Below are 21,532 nucleotides of genomic sequence, written 5' to 3' on the forward strand. Positions count from 1 at the left end.
ACGATTAACCCTGCATTAACCCGCATCTTTTTCCTGTCCAGACAAGCTGTTACTGTACGGCCCACAAAGCCCAAGCCGCCTGGATCGGATCTGACTTGAAGCGTCCCCTCCTCCTGCTCCTGATCAGCCTGGCCTTGAGCTCAACCGCAAGCGCGACGATTACCGAAAGTCACGGTTATGCGCAGTTCGGCACGCTCAAGTACCCGGCCAGATTTACCCACTTCGACTGGGTCAACCCGCAAGCGCCCAAGGGCGGTACGTTGCGGGTGATGGCGTTCGGCACCTTCGATACGGTCAATCCGTACACGTTCAAGGGCACCAGCCCGGTGACCACGGCGAATTTCCTCCAGTACGGCATCAATGAGCTGAACGAGCCGTTGATGGTCGGTACCGGCCAGTATTCGCCGTCCGGAGACGAGCCGGCGTCGAGTTACGGCTTGATCGCGCAATCGGTGGAGTACAGCGAAGATCGCAGCTGGGTGGTGTTCAATCTGCGCCCGGAAGCGCGTTTTCACGATGGCACACCGATCACCGCTTATGACGTAGCGTTCTCCTATCGAACGCTGCTCAAGGACGGTCATCCGCTGTACCGCACTGCGTTGCAGGAAGTGCTGCGCGTCGACATTCTCAACAAACAGCGCATTCGCTTCGTGCTCAAGCGCTCGGGCAATCCGCTGTTGATCCTGCGCCTCGGCGAATTGCCGGTGCTGCCGCAGCATTACTGGAAAGACCGCGACTTCAAAGCCACCACTTTCGAACCGCCACTGGGCAGCGGCCCCTATCGCATCACTTCGGTGACGCCGGGCCGCCAGCTGATCTTCGAGAGGGTCAAGGATTACTGGGGCAAGGACCTGGCGGTCAATCGCGGCAAGTACAATTTTGATCGCATGGAAGTCGAGTTCTACCGCGACAGCGATGTCGCCTTCGAAGCGTTCAAGGCTGGCGAGTTCGACATCTACATCGAGCATCAGGCGAAGAACTGGGCCAATGGCTACAACTTCCCCGCGATACGCCGTGGCGATGTGATCAAGGCGCAGATTCCGCATCAGATCCCGACCCAGAGTCAGGGTCTGTTCATGAACACCCGCCGCGCCACCTTCGCCGATGTGAAGACCCGCGAAGCGCTGGGCCTGATGTTCGACTTCGAGTGGACCAACCGCGCACTGTTCAGCGATGCCTACAAGCGCACCAGCAGTTACTACCCCAACAGTGAATTCACAACCTCCGGCCTGCCGGTCGGGGGGGAATGGCTGATGCTCAAGCCGTACAAGGAACAACTGCCGGCCAAGCTGTTCACCGAGCCGTTCACCCTGCCAAAAACCGACGGTCGCGGCATTCCCCGGGAAACCATGCGCAAGGCGTTGGCATTGCTCGCCGAGGCCGGCTGGAAACTCAACGGTCAGCGCCTGCAAAACGCTGATGGCCAACCGCTGCGCTTCGAGCTGCTGCTGGTCAATCCGAACCTCGAGCGCCTGTACCAGCCCTACATCGAGAACCTCAACAGCATCGGCATCGACGCGCGCCTGCGCACCGTGGATCGAGCGCAGTACAAACAGCGCCTCGATCAATTTGATTTCGACATGATCTCGATGACGCTCAACCAGACCTTAAGCCCGGGCCTTGAGCAGTGGCAGTACTTCCACTCCAGTCAGGTGAACGTCAAGGGCAGCAAGAATTACGCCGGCATCGCCAATCCGGTGGTTGATCACCTGCTCGAACAATTGCTCGCCGCGCGCACCCGCGACGAGCAGGTCGCCGCCGGCAAAGCGCTCGACCGCGTGCTGCTCTGGCAGCACTACAGCATTCCCAACTGGTACCTCAATTATCACCGTCTGGCCTACCGCAACCGGTTGGCCTTCGTCACCACGCCGCCCTACACCCTGGGCCTGAGCGCATGGTGGCTGAAGTCTTCGGAGAAAGATCAATGAAACCGATCCGCGCCCTGCTCGTCCAGGCCAGCGGCTTGCTGTTCGCCGGGCTGGCCTTTGCCGCCCCGCAACACGCCGTGACCCTGTACAACGAGCCGCCGAAATACCCGGCCGATTTCAAGCAGTTCGATTACGTGAATCCCGATGCGCCCAAGGGCGGCGTGTTCCGTCAGGCCGGTTTCGGCGGCTTCGACAGCCTCAACCCGTTTATCAGCAAAGGCGTGCCGGCCGATGACATCGGGCAGATCTACGACACCCTGACCAAGCACAGCCTCGACGAGCCGTTCACCGAATACGGCCTGATCGCCGGCAAAATCGAAAAAGCCCCGGACAACAGCTGGGTGCGTTTCTACCTGCGCCCCGAAGCACGTTTCCATGACGGCCACCCGGTGCGCGCCGACGACGTGGTGTTCAGCTTCAATACGCTGACCAAGGAAGGCTCGCCGCTGTTTCGCGGTTACTACAGCGACGTGTCCGAAGTGATCGCCGAAGATCCGCTGAAAGTGCTGTTCAAGTTCAAGCACAGCAACAACCGCGAGTTGCCGCTGATCCTCGGCCAGTTGCCGGTGCTGCCAAAACACTGGTGGGCTGATCGCGACTTCAGCAAAGGCAATCTGGAGATCCCGCTCGGTAGCGGCCCGTACAAGGTCGCCGAAGTAAAGGCCGGGCGCTCGGTGCGCTACGAGCGAGTCAAGGATTACTGGGGCAAGGACTTGCCGGTCAATCGTGGCTTCTACAATTTCGACACCATGACCACCGATTACTACCGCGACAACACCGTCGCCCTCGAAGCACTGAAGGCCGGGCAGTTCGATTACTGGCTGGAAATGACCGCGAAGAACTGGGCTAACGCCTACAACATTCCGGCGGTCACCGAAGGTCGCTTGATCAAGGAACAGATCGCCAACAGCAACCCGACCGGCATGCAGGGTTTCGTTTTCAACCTGCGCCGCCCACTGTTCCAGGACGCGCGCGTGCGTCAGGCGCTGGGTCTGCTGTTCGATTTCGAGTGGACCAATAAGCAGCTGTTCAACGGCGCCTATTTCCGCACTCGCAGCTATTTCGAAAACTCGGAAATGGCCGCCACTGGCCTCCCCGATGCCGATCAACGAGCGATCCTCGAGCCGTTCCGCAGCAAACTGCCGGCGCAAGTGTTCAGTGAAGCGTTCGACAATCCCAAGACCGACGCCAGCGGCATGACCCGCGCCCAGCAGCGCGAGGCCTATCAACTGCTGCAGGAGGCCGGCTGGAAGATCGTCGACGACAAAATGGTCGACGCCACCGGCAAACCCGTAGTGATCGAGTTCCTGCTCGCGCAGACCGAATTCGAACGCGTACTGCTGCCGTTCAAACGTAACCTCAGCGACCTCGGTATTGATCTGGTAATCCGCCGCGTCGACGTTTCGCAGTACATCAACCGCGTGCGTTCGCGTGATTTCGACTTGATGGTCGGCAGCTTCCCGCAGTCCAACTCGCCGGGCAACGAACAGCGCGAATACTGGATGAGTGCCGCCGCCGATAAACCGAGCAGCCGCAACACCATGGGCTTGAAGGATCCGATCGTCGATCAACTGGTCGAGAACCTGATCAACGCCGACTCGCGCAAAAGCCTGGTGGCCCATGCCCGTGCGCTGGATCGTGTGCTGCAATGGGGTTACTACGTGATCCCCAACTGGCACATCAAGACCTGGCGCGTGGCGTACTGGAATCACATCGGTCACCCGAAAGTCTCGCCCAAGTACGACATCGGGATTAACACCTGGTGGGTCAAGCCGAACGCAAAACCGGCGATAGAAGTCGAAACCAAACTGCAAGCCGACCCTGTGGGCACGGAGTAATCAGATGCTGGCGTATATTTTTCGGCGACTGCTGCTGATCATCCCGACGCTGTTCGGCATCCTGCTGATCAACTTCGTGATCATCCAGGCCGCTCCCGGTGGCCCGGTGGAACAGATGATCGCCAAGCTCGAAGGCTTCGAAGGCGCCACCAGCCGCATTGCCGGCGGTGGCGCCGAAGTGTCGGTGGCCGGCTCGTCGTATCGCGGCGCGCAAGGGCTGGACCCGGCGCTGATCAAGGAAATCGAGCACATGTACGGGTTCGACAAGTCGGCCCCGGAACGCCTGTGGATCATGGTCAAGAACTACGCGCAGCTGGATTTCGGCGACAGTTTTTTCCGCGACGCCAAGGTCATCGACCTGATCAAGGAAAAGATGCCGGTATCGATCTCGCTGGGGCTGTGGAGCACGCTGATCATGTACCTGGTGTCGATCCCGCTGGGGATCGCCAAGGCCACGCGACACGGCAGCCACTTCGACGTGTGGACCAGTTCGGCGATCATCGTCGGCTATGCGATCCCGGCGTTCCTCTTTGCGATCCTGCTGATCGTGGTGTTTGCCGGCGGCAGTTATCTCGACTGGTTCCCGTTGCGCGGCCTGACCTCGAACAACTTCGATGAACTGAGTTTCGGCGGCAAGATTCTCGATTACTTCTGGCACTTGGCATTGCCGGTGACCGCGCTGGTGATCGGTAACTTCGCGACCATGACCCTACTGACCAAAAACAGCTTCCTCGACGAAATCAACAAGCAGTACGTGGTCACCGCCAAGGCCAAAGGCCTGACCCGCCATCGCGTGCTCTACGGTCACGTGTTCCGCAACGCCATGCTGCTGGTGATTGCCGGATTCCCGTCGGCGTTCATTGGGATCTTCTTCACCGGCTCGTTGCTGGTGGAAGTGATTTTCTCCCTCGACGGCCTCGGGCTGATGAGTTTCGAAGCAGCGATCAACCGCGATTACCCGGTGGTGTTCGGCACCCTGTTCATCTTCACCCTGCTCGGGCTGGTGGTGAAACTGATCGGCGACCTCACTTACACCCTGGTCGATCCGCGCATCGACTTCGAAAGCCGGGAGCATTGAGATGAACCTGTCCCCTCTCAACCGCCGCCGCTTCGAACTGTTCAAAGCCAACAAGCGTGGCTGGTGGTCGCTGTGGCTGTTTCTGGTGCTGTTCGGCCTGAGCCTCGGCGCCGAACTGATCGCCAACGACAAGCCGCTGGTGGTGCATTACGACAACAACTGGTACTTCCCAGCGATCAAGCGCTACCCGGAAACCACCTTCGGCGGCGAATTCCCGCTGGAAGCCAACTACAAGAGCCCGTACATCCGCGAACTGCTCAAGGCCAAGGATGCGTGGGTGTTGTGGGCGCCGATTCCCTACAGCTATCAGAGCATCAACTACGACCTGAAAGTCCCGGCGCCAGCGCCACCGTCGGCGGACAACCTGCTCGGCACTGACGATCAGGGTCGCGATGTGCTGGCGCGGGTGATTTACGGTTTCCGCATTTCCGTGCTGTTCGCGCTGACACTGACCGTGTTGAGTTCGATCATCGGCGTGATTGCCGGCGCGTTGCAGGGCTTTTATGGCGGCTGGGTCGATCTGGCCGGGCAGCGTTTTCTGGAGATCTGGTCGGGGCTGCCGGTGCTGTATCTGCTGATCATTCTCGCCAGTTTCGTCCAGCCGAATTTCTGGTGGCTGCTGGGGATCATGCTGCTGTTCTCGTGGATGAGTCTGGTAGACGTGGTGCGCGCCGAGTTCCTCCGGGGTCGCAACCTTGAATACGTGCGCGCCGCGCGGGCGCTGGGCATGCAGAACGGCGCGATCATGTTCCGCCATATTCTGCCCAACGCGATGGTCTCGACCATGACCTTCATGCCGTTCATCCTCACCGGCGCCATCGGCACCCTCACCGCGCTGGACTTCCTCGGTTTCGGCTTGCCGGCCGGCAGTCCGTCGCTGGGTGAACTGGTCGCTCAGGGCAAATCCAACCTGCAAGCGCCGTGGCTGGGCATGAGTGCCTTTGCTGTGCTCGCCTTGATGTTGAGTTTGCTGGTGTTTATCGGCGAGTCCGCTCGCGATGCCTTCGACCCGAGGAAGTGAAATGAATCAGGACAATCTGATCGAAGTGCGCGACCTCGCCGTCGAATTCGGTTTCGGCGAGCGCGTGCACCGCGTCGTCGAGGGCGTGAGTTTCGACATCAAGCGTGGCGAAACCCTCGCACTGGTGGGCGAATCCGGCTCGGGCAAATCGGTGACCGCGCATTCGATCCTGCGCCTGCTGCCCTATCCGATGGCCCGCCATCCGGCCGGCAGCATCAATTACGCCGGGCAAAATCTGCTGGAGCTGAGCGAGAAGACCATCCGTCACATTCGCGGCAACCGCATCGCGATGATCTTTCAGGAGCCGATGACCTCGCTGAACCCGCTGCACTCGATCGAGAAGCAGATCAACGAAGTGCTCGGCATCCACAAGGGCCTGACCGGCAAAGTCGCGACCAAGCGCACGCTGGAGCTGCTGGAGATGGTCGGCATCCCCGAGCCGCACAAGCGCCTCAAGGCCCTGCCCCATGAATTGTCCGGCGGCCAGCGCCAACGGGTGATGATCGCCATGGCCCTGGCCAACGAGCCTGAACTGCTGATTGCCGACGAGCCGACCACCGCGCTGGACGTGACCGTTCAGCTGAAAATTCTCGATTTGCTCAAGCAATTGCAGGCCCGATTGGGCATGTCGCTGTTACTGATCAGTCACGATTTGAACCTGGTGCGAAGAATTGCGCATCGCGTATGTGTCATGCAGCGCGGTTGCATCGTCGAACAGGCATCGTGCGCAGAGCTGTTCCGTTCGCCGCAGCATCCGTACACTCGGGAATTGCTCGGCGCGGAGCCCAGCGGAGGCCCGGCGAGCAATAAAATCGGCGCGCCGCTGCTTGAGGTCGAGGACCTGAAAGTCTGGTTCCCGATCAAGAAAGGCCTGCTCAAACGCACGGTGGATTACGTGAAGGCAGTGGACGGCATCAATTTCAGCCTGCCGCAGGGTCAGACCCTGGGGATCGTGGGAGAAAGCGGTTCCGGCAAATCCACGCTGGGTCTGGCGATTTTGCGCCTGATTGGCAGCAAAGGCGCGATCCGCTTTCAAGGCAAGCAGCTAGACTGCCTGACGCAGAACGAGGTTCGCCCGTTGCGTCGGCAGATGCAGGTGGTGTTTCAGGACCCGTTTGGCAGCCTGAGCCCGCGCATGTGTGTCAGCGACATCGTTGGCGAAGGCCTGCGGATTCACAAGATGGGCACCGCCGAGGAGCAAGAAGCGGCGATTATTGCGGCATTGAAGGAGGTAGGTCTGGATCCGGAAACCCGGCACCGCTACCCCCACGAATTTTCCGGTGGGCAACGGCAACGAATCGCCATTGCCCGGGCTTTGGTGCTGAAACCGGCGCTGATCCTGCTGGACGAGCCGACATCCGCGCTCGACCGAACGGTGCAGCGGCAAGTGGTGGAGCTGTTGCGTTCACTGCAAGCCAAGTACAACCTGACGTATTTGTTTATCAGCCATGACCTGGCTGTCGTCAAAGCGCTGAGCCACCAGTTGATGGTGGTCAAGCATGGCCAAGTGGTCGAACAGGGAGACGCGCAAAGTATTTTTGCCGCCCCCCAACATCCGTATACACAGCAGTTGCTGGAAGCCGCTTTTTTGGCACCAGCCACTGCGCAATAACCTGAAAGAGGAGCAACACATGGGTTTTCTCGCCGGTAAGCGCGTACTGATCGTCGGTGTCGCCAGCAAGCTGTCCATCGCATCCGGCATCGCTGCCGCCATGCATCGCGAGGGCGCTGAGCTTGCCTTCACTTATCAGAACGACAAACTGAAAGGTCGTGTTGAAGAATTCGCCCAAGGCTGGGGTTCGAGCCCTGAGCTGTGCTTCCCGTGCGACGTGGCCAGCGATGAAGAAATCGCCAAGGTCTTCGAAGCACTGAGCAAGAAGTGGGACGGCCTGGACTGCATCGTTCACTCCGTTGGCTTCGCTCCGGGCGACCAACTGGACGGCGACTTCACCGAAGCCACCACCCGTGACGGTTTCCGCATCGCTCACGACATCAGCGCCTACAGCTTCGTGGCCCTGGCCAAAGCCGGCCGCGAAATGATGAAAGGCCGCAACGGCAGCCTGCTGACCCTGTCGTACCTGGGCGCCGAGCGCACCATGCCTAACTACAACGTAATGGGCATGGCCAAGGCTTCGCTGGAAGCTGGCGTGCGTTACCTGGCCGGCTCCCTGGGCCCGGACGGCACCCGCGTCAACTGCGTATCGGCTGGCCCGATCCGTACCCTGGCAGCCTCGGGCATCAAGAACTTCCGCAAAATGCTGGCCGCCAACGAAGCGCAAACCCCGCTGCGTCGCAACGTCACCATCGACGAAGTCGGCAACGCCGGCGCCTTCCTGTGCTCCGACCTGGCGTCGGGCATCAGCGGCGAAATCATGTATGTAGACGGCGGCTTCAACACCACCGCCATGGGCAACATCGAAGAGTGATCTTCGCTTAGCCCATAAAAAACCCGCCTCTTCAGGCGGGTTTTTTTATGCCTGCAACACTGTCCCCTGTGGGAGCGAGCCTGCTCGCGAAGAGGCCGGCATATCAACAGAGATGTTGCCTGACCGGACGCCATCGCGAGCAGGCTCGCTCCCACATGGATTTGTGGTGAACCGGGATTTTGAGATCACCCGACACCTCTGTAGGAGTGAGCCTGCTCGCGAAAGCGCTGGGTCAGGCAATGAAGATGTTGAATGGCCGGACGCCATCGCGAGCAAGCTCGCTCCCACATGGATTTGTGGTGAACCGGGATTTTGAGAACACCCGACACCCCTGTAGGAGCGAGCCTGCTCGCGAAGAGGCCGGCGTATCAACAGAGATGTTGCCTGACCGGACGCCATCGCGAGCAGGCTCGCTCCGACATGGATTTGTGGTGAACCGGGATTTTGTGAATACCCGACACCCCTGTAGGAGCGAGCCTGCTCGCGATAGCGGTGTGTCAGGCAATGAAGATGTTGAATGGCCGGACGCCATCGCGAGCAGGCTCGCTCCCACATGGATTTGTGGTGAACCGGGATTTTTAGAACACCCGACACCTCTGTAGGAGTGAGCCTGCTCGCGATAGCGGTGTGTCAGGCAATGAAGATGTTGAATGGCCGGACGCCATCGCGAGCAGGCTCGCTCCCACATGGGTTTGTGGTGAACCGGGATTTTGTGAATACCCGACACCCCTGTAGGAGTGAGCCTGCTCGCGATAGCGGTAGGTCAGGCAATGAAGATGTTGAATGTGCGGACGCTATCGCGAGCAGGCTCGCTCCTACTGGGGATCTGGGGTGCATTCACTAACAACCCTTCAACGCCTGCTTATGCGCATACATCGCGCCATCGGCATCCGCCAGCAAGCGATCCACGGTTTCATGGCGTTTCGAATCATATTCAATCTGGCCCACGCTGAAGCGAATCGCATACCCGCGATGCAGTGTGGCGTTGCGCTCTTCAAGGATTTCCTTGAGCCGCACCATGATCGCCGTGGTTTCGACATGGCTGGAGCCGGTCAGCAGCGCGACAAACTCATCCCCACCCAAACGCCCGACCACATCGCTCTCGCGAAAGGCAATGCGCAGCACATCAGCAAAAGTCTTCAGCGCACTGTCACCCTCGGCATGCCCATACAGATCGTTGATCTGCTTGAAGTCATTGAGGTCGAAAAACAGCAAGGTCGCCGGGCGCTCCAACCGTGCACAGGCGTCCAGCGCATGCTGGGCCAGTTGCTTGAAGCCGCGTCGGTTGGACAGCAGCGTCAGCTCGTCCATGCTCGCCATCTGCACGGCGGTCAGCTCTTGCTCGGCCATCTCGGCCAGATCACGCAACAACGCGCGCTCTTCCTCGTCGAGGTCACGGGGTTTGGTGTCGATCAGGCACAGCGTGCCCATTTTATTGCCGTTGGGCACGGTCAAGGGGTAACCGGCGTAGAAGCGGATATTTGGTGCGCCGGTGACCAGCGGGTTGTCATGGAAACGCACATCTTCGCGGGCGTCCGGCACCAACAGCAGATCGTTCTGCAAAATCGCGTGTCCGCAGAATGAAACATCCCTGGGCGTTTCAGTGGCATCCAGGCCCACACAGGACTTGAACCACTGCCGATTGGTGTCGACCAGCGTCACCAGTGCAATCGGCACATTGAACAGGCGTTTCGCCAATCGTGTCAGTCGGTCGAAACGCTCTTCAGGGGCGGAATCGAGCAGTTCGAGACCGTGCAGCGCTTGAACTCGCGCCGTTTCATTCGCAGGTTTTCCTGGAACCAGCATCAGCACACTCCATTGGCAACAATGCTTTCAAGCGTAGCGCTAATTTGGCAATGGCTCACATTTGCGCCACCGGACAAGGCCCGCCCGCATCGGCCCAGAGTTTGAATTGCGCGACAAAAATATCGTGCGGCACCGGCACCGGCGCGCGCCCTGCTCCGGGATTCCAGCCCCACAGCACCAATTTGTCTTCGCTGACGTGTTTGATCAGCGCAGCGAAGTCGCGATCACCATTGCTCGAGCGATCCTTGATCATCGCGCAGAGCTTGTCCGGCGGCAGGCCGATCCAGGCCATTTTGTGTGCCGCCGGTGGCAGGCTCCAATGCGGCGCACCTGGTGGTGCATGCGGGCCGTAACTGGCCGGCGGATTGTTTTCCGCGTGACAGGTTGCACAGGGCAAACCGGCCGCACCCTTGCCGTCCATACCGCGCACCACGTTCATCGCGTGGGGGATGCCAGCGTCGAACTGCAACGGCGAATCCCCGGGAATATGACAGTTCTGGCAACGCGGACTCTGGAAGACTTTCTGCACCGTGCCGAAGGCCTTCAACGCCTCTTGATCATCGGCAAACAAGTCCGAGGCATAACCACCCAGCCCCAGCAAAATCACAGTGCCCAACACTAGATGTCGTTTCATCTCACACCCCCGACAGTTGCAGCGGCAACTCGCGCAGGCGCTGCCCGGTCAGGGCAAACACCGCGTTGGCCACGGCTGGCGCGGTCGGCGGCACACCGGCCTCGCCGATGCCGCCGGGTTTGTCGCTGCTCGGCACAATATGCACCTCGACCACCGGCATCTCGTTAAGCCGCAGCACCTGATAATCGTGATAGTTGGACTGCACGACCGCGCCGTCCTTGAGCGTCAGTTTGCTGTGCAGCGCCATGCCCAGACCGAAAGTGATACACGACTCCATCTGCGCGGCGATGCTCTGCGGATTCACCGCGATCCCGCAGTCCACCGCACAAACCACGCGGTGCACGCGAATCGTCAGATTGTCTTGCGACACCTCGGCAACCTGCGCCACATAACTGCCGAACGACTCGTGCACCGCCACGCCCAGCGCATGACCTTCCGGCAACGGTGCTTTCCAGTTAGCCTTTTCCACCGCCAGATTGAGCACGCCCAAATGCCGAGGATGATCCTTGAGCAAGGTTCGTCGGTACTCCACCGGATCCTTTCCTGCCGCCGTAGCCATTTCATCGATCAGCGATTCCATGACGAAACCGGTGTGGCTATGGCCCACCGAGCGCAGCCACAGCACATTGATGCCGGTTTGCGGCGAATGCAGATCGACCTGATGATTGGCCAGGCCTTTGACGTAAGGGCTGTCGGAAACGCCTTCGACCGAGGTCGGGTCGATGCCGTTTTTGACCATCGTCGCCTCCATCAGCGTGCCGGTCATGATCGACTGACCGACCAACACATGTTGCCAACTCGACGGCAAACCATCGGCGCCCAAACCGATCTTCGCCTGATGGAGGAACATCGAGCGGTAATAACCGCCGCGAATATCGTCTTCACGCGACCACACGGTTTTCACCGGCATGGCGGCGGCTTTCGCCACTTGCACGGCTTCGGCGACAAAGTCTGACGTTGGGTTGGCCCGGCGCCCGAAACCGCCACCGAGGAACTCGGTGTGAATCTCGACCTGCTCCGGTTTCAGCCCGGTGATCTTGCCGGCGACCATTTGATCAAGCGTCTGAAATTGCGTGCCGGTCCAGATTTCGCATTTCTCGGCGCTGATCTTCACCGTGCAGTTGAGCGGCTCCATCGGCGCGTGAGCCAGATAAGGCACGCTGTATTCGACGTCGATCTTCTTCGCCGCTTTACCAAAACTGTCCTTGGCATCCCCGGCCTGACTCGCCGACGTGCCTTGCGTGGCGGCCAGTTTGCGGAAACTCGCCAGCAATTTTTCGCTGCTCAGATCGGCATGCGGGCCCAGATCCCAATCGATCTTCAGCGCATCGCGACCCAGTTTCGCCGCCCAGTAATGATCAGCGATCACCGCCACACCGGTCGGCACTTGCAGCACTTTGTGCACGCCCGGCACCGCCAGCGCCCCAGCACCCTCGAAGGATTTAACGCTGGCACCGAATACCGGTGGGCGCGCGACCATCGCGGTCATCAGGCCTTCAAACTGCACATCCATGCCGAACTTGGCGCGGCCGGTGATTTTCTCCGGCGTGTCGAGGCGTTTGGTCGGTTTGCCAATGACCTTCCAGTCCTTGGCCTCCTTGAAAGTGATCGACTTCGGATCCGGCACCGGCAGTTGCCCGGCGGCGTCCGCTAACTCACCATAAGTCGCACGTTTGTCGCCGGCGATCACCACGCCCGATTCGGTGCGAATCGTCGATGGCGCCACCTCAAAGCGTTTCGCCGCCGCCTCGACCAGCATCTGCCGTGCGGTCGCGCCTGCCAGCCGATAACGGTCGAACTCCATCCACGTCGACGTCGAGCCGCCGGTAATCTGCATGCCGCCAAACCCCGGCATGCCGTAATCCGCCGCTGACGCTGGCGAGTGTTCAACGCGGATTTTCGACCAATCGGCGTCCAGCTCCTCGGCAATCAGCATGGTCAGGCCGGTCCAGATGCCCTGCCCCATCTCCGAATGCCCGAGCAGCACGGTGACGCTGTTGTCTGCCGCTATGCGCAAAAATGCATTCGGCGCAAAGACCTTGCCTTCATTCTCGGCCGCATAGGCAAACTTGTGGCCGCCGGGGACGACAAACGCCACCACCAGCCCGCCGCCCAACACGGCGCTGCCTTTGAGAAAACCCCGACGCGATACAGGACTGTTCATCGTCTATCTCCCACAAAAGCCATCAGCCGATTTCCGACGCACGTTTTACAGCCGCGCGGATTCTGGGATAGGTACCGCAGCGGCAGATATTGCCGGAGAGCGCCTGATCGATATCGCTGTCGGTGGGTTTGGGGATTTTCGCCAGCAGTGCCGCCGCAGACATGATCTGCCCCGACTGGCAGTAACCGCACTGCACCACGTCGAGCTCGGCCCAGGCTTGTTGCACCGGGTGTGAACCGTCGGTGGACAGGCCTTCGATGGTGAGGATTTTCTGGCCGTGGGCCACCGCTGTTGCGGGGGTGATGCAGGCGCGCAATGGCGCGCCGTCAACGTGCACGGTGCAGGCCCCGCACTGGGCCATGCCGCAGCCGAATTTGGTACCGGTCAGGTGCGCGACATCGCGCAGGACCCAGAGCAACGGCATGTCCGCGGGGACATCGAGCTCCTGATCCTTGCCATTGATATTCAAGGTCAGCATCGGGGAAATTCCTCAGACTCACGGTGTTCTGAAGGGGCGTCGCTGTGGCCATCAATGCCTACGCGCGCCTCGGCTTATCCCTTTCAGCAAAGCCTAATTTGCGCATGAAGCCAGACGTTGCGACCACCGGTCATACAGATGTCGACTTTAATCCTACAGTTGATAACGGCTCGCACTGAGCCTGCGCAGCAGAAATCCATCATGAGCAAAACCGGTCCGCGCTTGCCGCGCGGGTTACCCATCACATTGGTCTGGAGTCGCGAACATGGGATTTGTCACCAGCAAAGACGGCGTCGAAATCTTCTACAAGGACTGGGGCCCGAAAGACGCGCCGGTGATCCACTTTCACCACGGCTGGCCGCTCAGCTCGGACGATTGGGATGCGCAGATGCTGTTTTTTCTCGGCAAGGGCTTTCGGGTGATTGCCCATGATCGACGTGGGCATGGGCGTTCGAGCCAGGTCTGGGACGGCCACGATATGGACCATTACGCCGACGATACGCTGGCGGTGGTCAATCATCTGGGTCTGAAGAACGTTGTGCATGTCGGCCACTCGACCGGTGGCGGTGAGGTGATTCATTACATCGCCCGGCATGGTCAGGCCAACGTCGCCAAAGGTGTGCTGATCAGTGCGGTACCACCGTTGATGGTGCAGACCGAGAGTAATCCGGGTGGTCTGCCGAAGTCGGTGTTCGATGATTTTCAGGCGCAACTGGCGGCGAATCGCGCGCAGTTCTATCGGGATATTCCGACGGGGCCTTTTTATGGCTACAACCGGCCGGGCGCCACGCCATCGGAAGGGATTATTGCCAACTGGTGGCGGCAAGGGATGATTGGCGGGGCGAAGGCGCATTACGACGGGATCGTCGCGTTTTCGCAGACCGATTTCACCGAGGACTTGAAGAAGGTCACGGTGCCGGTGCTGGTGATGCATGGCGAGGATGATCAGATTGTGCCGTATGCGGATTCGGGGCCGTTGTCGGCGAAGTTGCTGCCCAATGGCACGCTGAAGTCGTATCCGGGGTTCCCGCACGGGATGCCGACGACGGAGGCCGAGACGATCAACGCGGATCTGCTGGCGTTTATTCGCGGCTGAGATCATTGGCAGCCATACACTTCCCCCCTGTGGGAGCGAGCCTGCTCGCGAATGCGATCTGTCAGTTGAACTTGAGCTGAGTGACCCACCGCTTTCGCGAGCAGGCTCGCTCCCACAAGGGGGATGTGATGGGGCTCACGTCCATTATTCCTCTGTGCGACTTGTGCTTTCGCGATCACGCTCGTAGTGGTGAGCCAATGGCAGCGCCGGTAACCACGACTCGCGGCGGATGGTCCAGAGTTCGTAGGTGGGCTTGAACTGATTAGGCTCATCGAGCGATCCGACGTTGACCTCTACTTCATCTTCCGAACGCGTGTACACCGGAGAGCCGCAGCGCGGGCAGAAAAAGCGCCCGTTGTAGTCGCGGGTTTCGCCGGTGACCTTCAACGCATCCTCGGGAAATATTGCCGAGGTGTGAAAGAGCGTGCCGTGACGTTTGCGGCAGTCGAGGCAGTGGCAGATGCCGACGCGGTAGGGTTGACCAGTCACTTCGAAACGGACATCGCCGCACAGGCAACCGCCAGTCAATCGATTCATGTCACACCTCCTCTTCAGAATTTGAAATTACCGACAGCCCTCACCCTAACCCTCTCCCAGAGGTAGAGGGGACTGACCGCGCTGAATGTGCAAGTTGCACCGACTTGAAATACCGAGTCGAACTCAGGTTTGAAGAGCACAAAGATCGGCTCCCTTTCCCCCTCGCCCCTTGGGGGAGAGGGAACTGACCACGCTGAATGTGCAAGTTGCACCGACTTGAAATACCGAGTCGAACTCAGGTTTGAAGAGCACAAAGATCGGCTCCCTTTCCCCCTCGCCCCTTGGGGGACGCTGAATGTGCAAGTTGCACCGACTTGAGATACCGAGTCGAACTCTGGCCTGGAAGTACATGGAGATCTGCTCCCTTCCCCCTCGCCCCCTTGGGGGAGAGGGCTGGGGTGAGGGGGAAAAATCTCACAGACTCACGCAAAACCGAAAGCCGCCACCAACCGACATTGCCCATGTGTAAACGTCATCCGGTTATCACGTTTAAAGCACACAAACCGTTACGCCCTCCTCCCTACAACACCTTGCGTCGTTACCTACGCGTACGCCAGAATCCGCCGGCTTACACGGCTATGGGCCGGGCTATATCGTTGGCCTGTCACTGCAAAACAGTGATCGGGTTTGGTAGCCCGCTTTAAATTGTCGTTGTTGCGACACCGTCGATGCTGTCTCCTTTTTTTGAGGTATGGCTTTGTATGGTGGGCATGCGTGGGGCTCATCCGTGAGCGCCGGGTTACCCAATTTGACCGGTCTACCAACCCGCGCATGGCCGCCACCCGCCGTTTGGTAGCGAGGGTGATGGCTCCCATTTTTTCAAATTGGAGCTTTATCTATGTTCAAGATCACGCCAAATCCACCGCCCACCGATCCAATCCCTCACGACCCCGCGCTTGACCCGCAAAAGGTCAAAGAGGCAACCGACCGCGCCCTCGACTACTACCTGCGACCCGAAGCACTGGGCGCTCCACCAAGTTCGCCACCGTTTCGCCCGGTCTATCTGGTCGACCCCACACTGGATGAAGAAACCCTGTTGGTCGAAGCTTGCGAATCACTTTCATACGCCCACTCCATGGCCGGCAACATCGCCAACTCGATAGGCGGCCCGGAGCGCAAACCGCTGCTGGCGCTGCAACAGGTGATCATGCTGAACGAGCTGTTGGTCAATCGACTGCTGGACAAGCTGCGCGTACCGCAATAATCACCAGACCGAATAAGTGAGGGGTTACCTGCCCCTCACTTTCGCTTCGCCCCTCCGTCGCTTGATGAGCAAAACCCATCAAGCCATCGTGCTGATCCGCACAGTCACCTTCTTTACTATCCAAATCGCCGTGAGCATTCGTCACTGTTTAGGGTTGCGATTGGTGCGCGTAAGGCTCGCCTGGCGATCAACGTCCATACTGTGGTTTTCGATACAGTGGACACCGTCATGCCCTTCCCCGAATCCAGCCTTTTGCAGAGCTGGCACGACAACGCTGAGGCCTGGATCGAAGTGATCCGCAGCGGCGCCATCGAAAGCCGTCAGCAGGTTACCGATCAGGCGATTCTGCTGGCGATCATGGGCCGTCAGCCGCAGCGCGTACTTGATTTGGGTTGCGGCGAAGGCTGGTTGTTGCGGGCACTGGCGGATCGCGGGATTGATGCGATCGGTGTGGATGGCGATGCGCAGCTGATCGAGGCGGCACGTTTGGCGGGGGCGGCGCGAGTGCATGTCGCGAACTATGAAGCGCTGGTCGATGGCAAGGTCGATATTGGCCGTGACTATGACCTGATCTGCGCCAATTTCTCATTGCTGCATCAGGACATTATTCCGCTGCTGGCCGCGATGAATGGGTTGCTGATTCCTGGCGGTGCTTTGGTTATCCAGACATTGCATCCATGGGCCGTCGCGGCAGGTGATTATCAGGATGGCTGGCGCGAAGAAACCTTCGCCGGATTCAAGGGCCAGTGGCAGCCGATGCCCTGGTATTTCCGCACACTGTCGAGCTGGCTTAATGCGCTGGACATGGCCGGGTTCCAACTGGCCAGCCTGCAAGAGCCACAACACCCGCAAAGTCCCGTGCCGCAGTCGTTGCTGATGATGGCTGAGCGCCGCTGAGCTCCCAGAATTTCCACCATCCATTGTAGGAGTGAGCCTGCTCGCGATAGCGGTATGTCAGGCAATACAGATTCAGACTGTGCCAACGCCTTCGCGAGCAGGCTCGCTCCCACAGGGTTTTGCGTTGACCACATATCCAGGGAACGCTGCTGCCCATTGTGGGAGCGAGCCTGCTCGCGAAAGCGGTGTGTCAGGCAATTCAAATACAGACTGTGCCAACGCCTTCGCGAGCAGGCTCGCTCCCACAGGAATCAAGCGAGGTTGCGGATCACTGGTCATTACGACTGCGCCAAGCCAGAAACCAAAAACCCTCCACCTAAAAGCAAACCAATATCATTTGCGCACTCCCCATCCTTTTGCTTTAATCGCGACCCATTCCTATTTAGACCGGTAACGGTCGCCCTGGACGCTTGCGCTGATGACCGTCGCCGATGCCTCGCTCGTGCAAAAACTCTACCTCAGCCACCATCGCTGGCTGCACGAGCTATTGCGTCGACGCCTGAGCAATGCGATGGATGCCGCCGACCTCGCCCACGACACCTTCGTGCGCGTGCTCAAGCGCCCGCAGGCCTTCAATGGCGAAGTCCATGAGCGCTCCCATCTGGCGACCATCGCCCGGGGGTTGTGCGTCGATCACTGGCGCCGTCGGCAACTCGAGCAGACCTGGCTCGACACCCTCGCCAGCCGCCCGCCAGCCTTGCAGCCCTCCCCCGAGCAACAGGCGATCATCGTCGAAACCCTGCACGAAGTGGACGCCATGCTCCAGCGCCTGCCGCAACGGGTCAGCGCAGCATTCATCCTCGCCCAACTGCACGGCATGCCGTACAAACTGATCGCCGAACAGATCGGCGTCAGCGAGCGGATGATCAAGAAGTACCTGGCGCAGGCGATGATGCATTGCGCCATCCTCGAAGCAGAACTCGACGGTTTGTTGATTGAATAGCCCGGTGAACAAACTCAGCCACGCCAGCCTTGAGCAGGCGGCCAACTGGTACGTGCAATTGCATGACGAGCAGGTTGCCGAGCCTGAGCGTCTGCGCTGGCAGGCGTGGTTGGCGCAAAGTCCCGAGCATCAGGCGGCGTGGCGCTATGTCGAACGGGTTGGCCAGCGGTTTGCGCCATTGCAGAGCGAAAGCGAAGCCGTCAGCCACGCCCTGCGCAACAGTGCGCGCAACTCGATCAGCCGCCGTCAGTCGCTCAAAGGCTTGCTGATTCTCGCGGCCACCGGGCTGACGGGTTGGGCGGTCGGGCGCAACACGCCGCTGCTGGACTCGGTCGAACGCTTGAGCGCCGATCTCTCCACCGGCACAGGGGAAACCCGCGAAACCACGTTAAGCGATGGCAGTCGCATCTGGCTCAACGCCTTGAGCGCGTTGAATGTGCGTTTCGATGCCCGCCAGCGTTTGCTGCAACTGCGCGCCGGCGAAGCGCTGATCGACACCGCGAAAGACCTTGGTCGCGCCTTTTGGGTCGAGACCGAACAGGGCCGGATGCGTGCGCTGGGGACGCGTTTCAGCGTGCGCCAGACGGATCGCAACACGCTGCTGAATGTCTACGAGGGCGCGGTTGAAGCCACTAACCACCAAGGCGCAAGCCAAGTGGTGCAGGCTGGTCAGCAACTGGTGTTCAGCGCAGGCCGCTTGAACACCCGGACCGTGGCGGATCCATCCCGCGAAGCCTGGCGTCGCGGCGTGTTACTGGCCGATAACCTACCGCTCGGCGAGCTGATCGAAGAACTCAGTCGCTATCGCCCGGGGCATCTGCATTGTGATCCGACGGTGGCGAACTTGCCGGTGATGGGTTCGTTCCCGCTCAAGGACACCGATCAGGCCTTGCGTCTGCTGGAAGCTGCACTGCCGATCCGCATCAGTAAAACCTTCAACTGGTGGGTCAGCGTCGGACCCGCAGCCTGAGGATTTCTCCCATCACGGTTCCCTTTTTGCGGGTTCATTCGGTTAACCCTCAGCAGCCCTCATTTCGTTGATTGCCCCCGGAAATTCCATGTTGCGCGCCACCCTCGCCCGCTGTCGTTTTGCTCTGGCCATGGCATCTGCCGTGCCGGGGTTGTGCGTGTCGATGGCGCTGGCAGATGTGCAGAAGCAGCATTACGCAGTGGCGCCCGGCTCTTTGGTCACAGTGCTCAACCATTTCGCCGAGCAGAGCGGCGTGTTTATCGCCGGGCACAATGATCTGGCGGCAGACAAACGCAGCGCCGGTCTGAGCGGTGATTACACCCCGCAACAGGCCTTGCAAATCCTCCTCAAGGGCAGCGGCCTGCAAGCGCAGCGCCTGAGCGGCGGCGGTTATGTCCTGCGCAGCACAGCCACTGCGGATCCGCTGCAACTGGACGCCACCACCATCAGCGGCAAAACCCTCGGCGCCATCACCGAGGACACTCACGCCTACACCACCGGCCTCAGCGCCTCCGCCACCGGCCTGCCGCTGTCCCTGCGCGAGACCCCGCAATCGGTCACGGTGATCACCCGCCAGCAACTCGACGATCAGGGCGCCAACGGCATCGCTGACGTCCTGCGACGCGCGCCGGGCATCAGCGTGCAGAACTACGACAGCGAGCGTTGGGAGTTTTCCAGCCGTGGTGCACCGATCACCAATTTCCAGTACGACGGGGTCAACACCGACTACGACGGCGTCTACGACTACGGCACCACCAGCACCGACATGGCGACCTTCGACCGCGTCGAAATCATCAAGGGTGCCACGGGATTGATGACCGGCTCGGGCGACCCGTCGGCCACGGTCAACCTGATCCGCAAACGGCCGACGCCCGCGTTCAAAGCCGCACTCAGCGGCAGCGTCGGTTCGTGGGACAACTATCGCAGCGAATTCGACATCGCAGGGCCGCTGAACGACAACCTGCGCGCACGCTTCGTCGGCGTCCATCAGGAACGCAGCGCTTACGCCGATCACTACCAGAACAGCAAGGACATCGCCTACGCCATCGTCGAAGCCGACCTGACCCCGGACACCCTCCTGACGGTCGGTTTCGACCAACAGAACACCCGCTCACGCGGTGCCACCTGGACCGGTTTTCCGATGTTCTACAGCGACGGTTCACGGACGAATTTCTCGCGCTCGTTCAACCCCGCCACAGACTGGAGCCGCCGCGACTTTATCAACCAGACTTTGTTTGCCTCCGTCACCCGGCAACTGCAAAACGACTGGGCGCTGAAAGTCAGCTACGACCGCAAACACCGCGAGCACGACACCCTGCTCGGCTCCGCCAGCGGCGGCAATCCGGACCCGCTGAGCGGCGATGGCATGTTTCTGTACATGGGTAAATTCAAGGGCGACGAGGTGCAAGACAATGTCGATCTCAACCTCGGCGGGCCGTTCAGCCTGTTCGGTCGCGAGCATCAATTACTTGTCGGTTTCATGGCTATGAACACCCGTCAAAACAACCCGGTCTACGGCTCGGTGTACCCGCCGCTGAACGCCAGCATTTTCGACTGGCATGGCGAGTTCGCCAAACCGGATATCCCGCAGATCGGCACGGACGCCATCAGCCAGCGCCAGACCGGCGCATACGTCTCGACGCGCGTCAGGGCCAGCGACGATCTGGCGCTGATCCTCGGCTTACGGGTCAGCGATTTCAGCGCCAGCGACCATCTCGATTACAGCGACCCGAATACGGCCAATGTCCGCGACGGCTACCGCCAGACCGGGGTGGTCACGCCGTACGCCGGCGCGGTCTACGACCTCGATGACACGTACTCGCTCTACACCAGCTACACGCGCATTTATCAACCGCAACTGAGCAAGGACGCCACGGGCCAGATACTCGACCCGGTGCAAGGCGACAGCTACGAAGCGGGGATCAAAGCCGAGTACTTCGACGGACGGCTCAACGCCAGTTTCGCCGTGTTCCGCATCGAGCAGGACAACGTCGCCGAACAGGTCAGCGGCTTCGACAATCAAGCGGTGTACCGCGCCGTGCAAGGCGCGACGACCAAGGGCTTCGAGTTCGAACTGGCCGGTGAAATCGCCGACGGCTGGAATCTCTCCGCCGGCTACGCCTACAACCACACCCGCGATGCCAAAGGTGATCCGGTGTACGCCTCGATTCTACAAACCACCGCGCCCGAGCAATTGGTGCGGGTGTTCAGCAGCTATCGCCTCCCCGGCGTCTGGCAAAACCTGACGCTGGGCGGCGGTGTCAGTTGGCAGAGCGAATTCTTCGGCGACGTATTCCAGCCCGGCGCCAACCAGAACGTGCGCATCACGCAGGACAGTTACTACCTGGTCGATGCGATGGCCCGCTATCGCTTCAACGAGCACCTGAGCACTTCGCTCAACATCAAGAACCTCTTCGACAAGAGCTACTACACGGGCCTTGGCAACTTCGGCACCGGTTTCTACGGCGAACCGCGCAACCTGCAACTGACGGCGCGCTGGGATTTCTGACAC

The 21,532-nt window shown here is 60.2% G+C and carries 17 protein-coding genes; 12 read left to right on the forward strand and 5 right to left on the reverse strand.

The window, feature by feature from the left end:
• The first annotated feature begins 95 nt into the window (after positions 1–95).
• The 6 genes from AC5SEM_RS13500 to fabI are packed head-to-tail and all read left to right on the forward strand — an operon-like array spanning position 96 to position 8,291.
• Entirely contained in the window at positions 96–1,928 is a 1,833-nt protein-coding gene (locus AC5SEM_RS13500) for an extracellular solute-binding protein (protein ID WP_495473290.1), read from the forward strand.
• Positions 1,925–3,766 (forward strand): extracellular solute-binding protein, encoded by a 1,842-nt coding sequence (locus tag AC5SEM_RS13505; RefSeq protein WP_495473291.1) that lies wholly within the window; start codon positions 1,925–1,927, stop codon positions 3,764–3,766. The genes AC5SEM_RS13500 and AC5SEM_RS13505 overlap by 4 nt, the downstream gene beginning before the upstream one ends.
• Positions 3,767–3,770: 4 nt before the next feature.
• Complete coding sequence (locus tag AC5SEM_RS13510; protein WP_007910584.1) at positions 3,771–4,844, forward strand: microcin C ABC transporter permease YejB; 1,074 nt, start codon at positions 3,771–3,773, stop codon at positions 4,842–4,844.
• 1 nt (position 4,845) lies between these two features.
• Entirely contained in the window at positions 4,846–5,865 is a 1,020-nt protein-coding gene (locus tag AC5SEM_RS13515; RefSeq protein ID WP_093430714.1) for an ABC transporter permease, read from the forward strand.
• 1 nt (position 5,866) lies between these two features.
• Positions 5,867–7,477 (forward strand): ABC transporter ATP-binding protein, encoded by a 1,611-nt coding sequence (locus AC5SEM_RS13520; protein ID WP_495473292.1) that lies wholly within the window; start codon positions 5,867–5,869, stop codon positions 7,475–7,477.
• A 19-nt stretch (positions 7,478–7,496) separates the two neighbouring features.
• On the forward strand, positions 7,497–8,291 hold the full coding sequence (gene fabI, locus AC5SEM_RS13525) for an enoyl-ACP reductase FabI (protein WP_007910591.1): 795 nt from the start codon (positions 7,497–7,499) through the stop codon (positions 8,289–8,291).
• A gap of 840 nt (positions 8,292–9,131) precedes the next feature.
• Here fabI and AC5SEM_RS13530 read toward each other — a convergent pair.
• The 4 genes from AC5SEM_RS13530 to AC5SEM_RS13545 are packed head-to-tail and all read right to left on the reverse strand — an operon-like array spanning position 9,132 to position 13,373.
• Positions 9,132–10,097: a sensor domain-containing diguanylate cyclase gene (locus AC5SEM_RS13530; protein WP_495473293.1), complete on the reverse strand. Its 966-nt coding sequence runs from the start codon at positions 10,095–10,097 to the stop codon at positions 9,132–9,134.
• 55 nt (positions 10,098–10,152) lie between these two features.
• A complete protein-coding gene (locus AC5SEM_RS13535; protein ID WP_016986541.1) occupies positions 10,153–10,731 on the reverse strand; it encodes a hypothetical protein in 579 nt (192 codons plus the stop codon).
• A 1-nt stretch (position 10,732) separates the two neighbouring features.
• Positions 10,733–12,895, reverse strand: a complete 2,163-nt coding sequence (locus tag AC5SEM_RS13540; protein WP_495473294.1) for a xanthine dehydrogenase family protein molybdopterin-binding subunit — start codon at positions 12,893–12,895, stop codon at positions 10,733–10,735.
• Positions 12,896–12,917: 22 nt separating this feature from the next.
• Entirely contained in the window at positions 12,918–13,373 is a 456-nt protein-coding gene (locus tag AC5SEM_RS13545) for a (2Fe-2S)-binding protein (protein WP_003224136.1), read from the reverse strand.
• 265 nt (positions 13,374–13,638) lie between these two features.
• Between AC5SEM_RS13545 and AC5SEM_RS13550 the strand changes: the two genes are divergently transcribed.
• Positions 13,639–14,469: an alpha/beta fold hydrolase gene (locus AC5SEM_RS13550; protein WP_150774713.1), complete on the forward strand. Its 831-nt coding sequence runs from the start codon at positions 13,639–13,641 to the stop codon at positions 14,467–14,469.
• Between the two features lie 144 nt (positions 14,470–14,613).
• Here the strand turns inward: AC5SEM_RS13550 and AC5SEM_RS13555 are convergent, their stop codons facing one another.
• Complete coding sequence (locus AC5SEM_RS13555; protein ID WP_495473295.1) at positions 14,614–15,006, reverse strand: GFA family protein; 393 nt, start codon at positions 15,004–15,006, stop codon at positions 14,614–14,616.
• An 838-nt stretch (positions 15,007–15,844) separates the two neighbouring features.
• Between AC5SEM_RS13555 and AC5SEM_RS13560 the strand changes: the two genes are divergently transcribed.
• From AC5SEM_RS13560 to AC5SEM_RS13580, 5 genes are all read left to right on the forward strand, one after another.
• Positions 15,845–16,210 (forward strand): DUF6124 family protein, encoded by a 366-nt coding sequence (locus AC5SEM_RS13560; RefSeq protein ID WP_116029614.1) that lies wholly within the window; start codon positions 15,845–15,847, stop codon positions 16,208–16,210.
• A 228-nt stretch (positions 16,211–16,438) separates the two neighbouring features.
• Positions 16,439–17,107, forward strand: a complete 669-nt coding sequence (locus AC5SEM_RS13565; protein WP_495473296.1) for a class I SAM-dependent methyltransferase — start codon at positions 16,439–16,441, stop codon at positions 17,105–17,107.
• 418 nt (positions 17,108–17,525) lie between these two features.
• A complete protein-coding gene (locus AC5SEM_RS13570; protein WP_495473297.1) occupies positions 17,526–18,050 on the forward strand; it encodes a sigma-70 family RNA polymerase sigma factor in 525 nt (174 codons plus the stop codon).
• A gap of 4 nt (positions 18,051–18,054) precedes the next feature.
• Complete coding sequence (locus AC5SEM_RS13575) at positions 18,055–19,020, forward strand: FecR domain-containing protein (RefSeq protein WP_495473298.1); 966 nt, start codon at positions 18,055–18,057, stop codon at positions 19,018–19,020.
• Between the two features lie 88 nt (positions 19,021–19,108).
• Complete coding sequence (locus tag AC5SEM_RS13580; RefSeq protein WP_495473299.1) at positions 19,109–21,529, forward strand: TonB-dependent siderophore receptor; 2,421 nt, start codon at positions 19,109–19,111, stop codon at positions 21,527–21,529.
• Positions 21,530–21,532: the final 3 nt, after the last annotated feature.

The organism is Pseudomonas sp. CH61 (assembly GCF_059429415.1).

What these genes read in the sequence shown, in the direction of transcription:
- AC5SEM_RS13505 (WP_495473291.1), top strand. Translation starts at nt 1,925, where the DNA reads ATGAAACCGATCCGCGCCCTGCTCGTCCAGGCCAGCGGCTTGCTGTTC.
- AC5SEM_RS13510 (WP_007910584.1), top strand. Translation starts at nt 3,771, where the DNA reads ATGCTGGCGTATATTTTTCGGCGACTGCTGCTGATCATCCCGACGCTG.
- AC5SEM_RS13515 (WP_093430714.1), top strand. Translation starts at nt 4,846, where the DNA reads ATGAACCTGTCCCCTCTCAACCGCCGCCGCTTCGAACTGTTCAAAGCC.
- AC5SEM_RS13520 (WP_495473292.1), top strand. Translation starts at nt 5,867, where the DNA reads ATGAATCAGGACAATCTGATCGAAGTGCGCGACCTCGCCGTCGAATTC.
- fabI (WP_007910591.1), top strand. Translation starts at nt 7,497, where the DNA reads ATGGGTTTTCTCGCCGGTAAGCGCGTACTGATCGTCGGTGTCGCCAGC.
- AC5SEM_RS13530 (WP_495473293.1), bottom strand. Translation starts at nt 10,097, where the DNA reads ATGCTGGTTCCAGGAAAACCTGCGAATGAAACGGCGCGAGTTCAAGCG.
- AC5SEM_RS13535 (WP_016986541.1), bottom strand. Translation starts at nt 10,731, where the DNA reads ATGAAACGACATCTAGTGTTGGGCACTGTGATTTTGCTGGGGCTGGGT.
- AC5SEM_RS13540 (WP_495473294.1), bottom strand. Translation starts at nt 12,895, where the DNA reads ATGAACAGTCCTGTATCGCGTCGGGGTTTTCTCAAAGGCAGCGCCGTG.
- AC5SEM_RS13545 (WP_003224136.1), bottom strand. Translation starts at nt 13,373, where the DNA reads ATGCTGACCTTGAATATCAATGGCAAGGATCAGGAGCTCGATGTCCCC.
- AC5SEM_RS13550 (WP_150774713.1), top strand. Translation starts at nt 13,639, where the DNA reads ATGGGATTTGTCACCAGCAAAGACGGCGTCGAAATCTTCTACAAGGAC.
- AC5SEM_RS13555 (WP_495473295.1), bottom strand. Translation starts at nt 15,006, where the DNA reads ATGAATCGATTGACTGGCGGTTGCCTGTGCGGCGATGTCCGTTTCGAA.
- AC5SEM_RS13560 (WP_116029614.1), top strand. Translation starts at nt 15,845, where the DNA reads ATGTTCAAGATCACGCCAAATCCACCGCCCACCGATCCAATCCCTCAC.
- AC5SEM_RS13565 (WP_495473296.1), top strand. Translation starts at nt 16,439, where the DNA reads ATGCCCTTCCCCGAATCCAGCCTTTTGCAGAGCTGGCACGACAACGCT.
- AC5SEM_RS13570 (WP_495473297.1), top strand. Translation starts at nt 17,526, where the DNA reads ATGACCGTCGCCGATGCCTCGCTCGTGCAAAAACTCTACCTCAGCCAC.
- AC5SEM_RS13580 (WP_495473299.1), top strand. Translation starts at nt 19,109, where the DNA reads ATGTTGCGCGCCACCCTCGCCCGCTGTCGTTTTGCTCTGGCCATGGCA.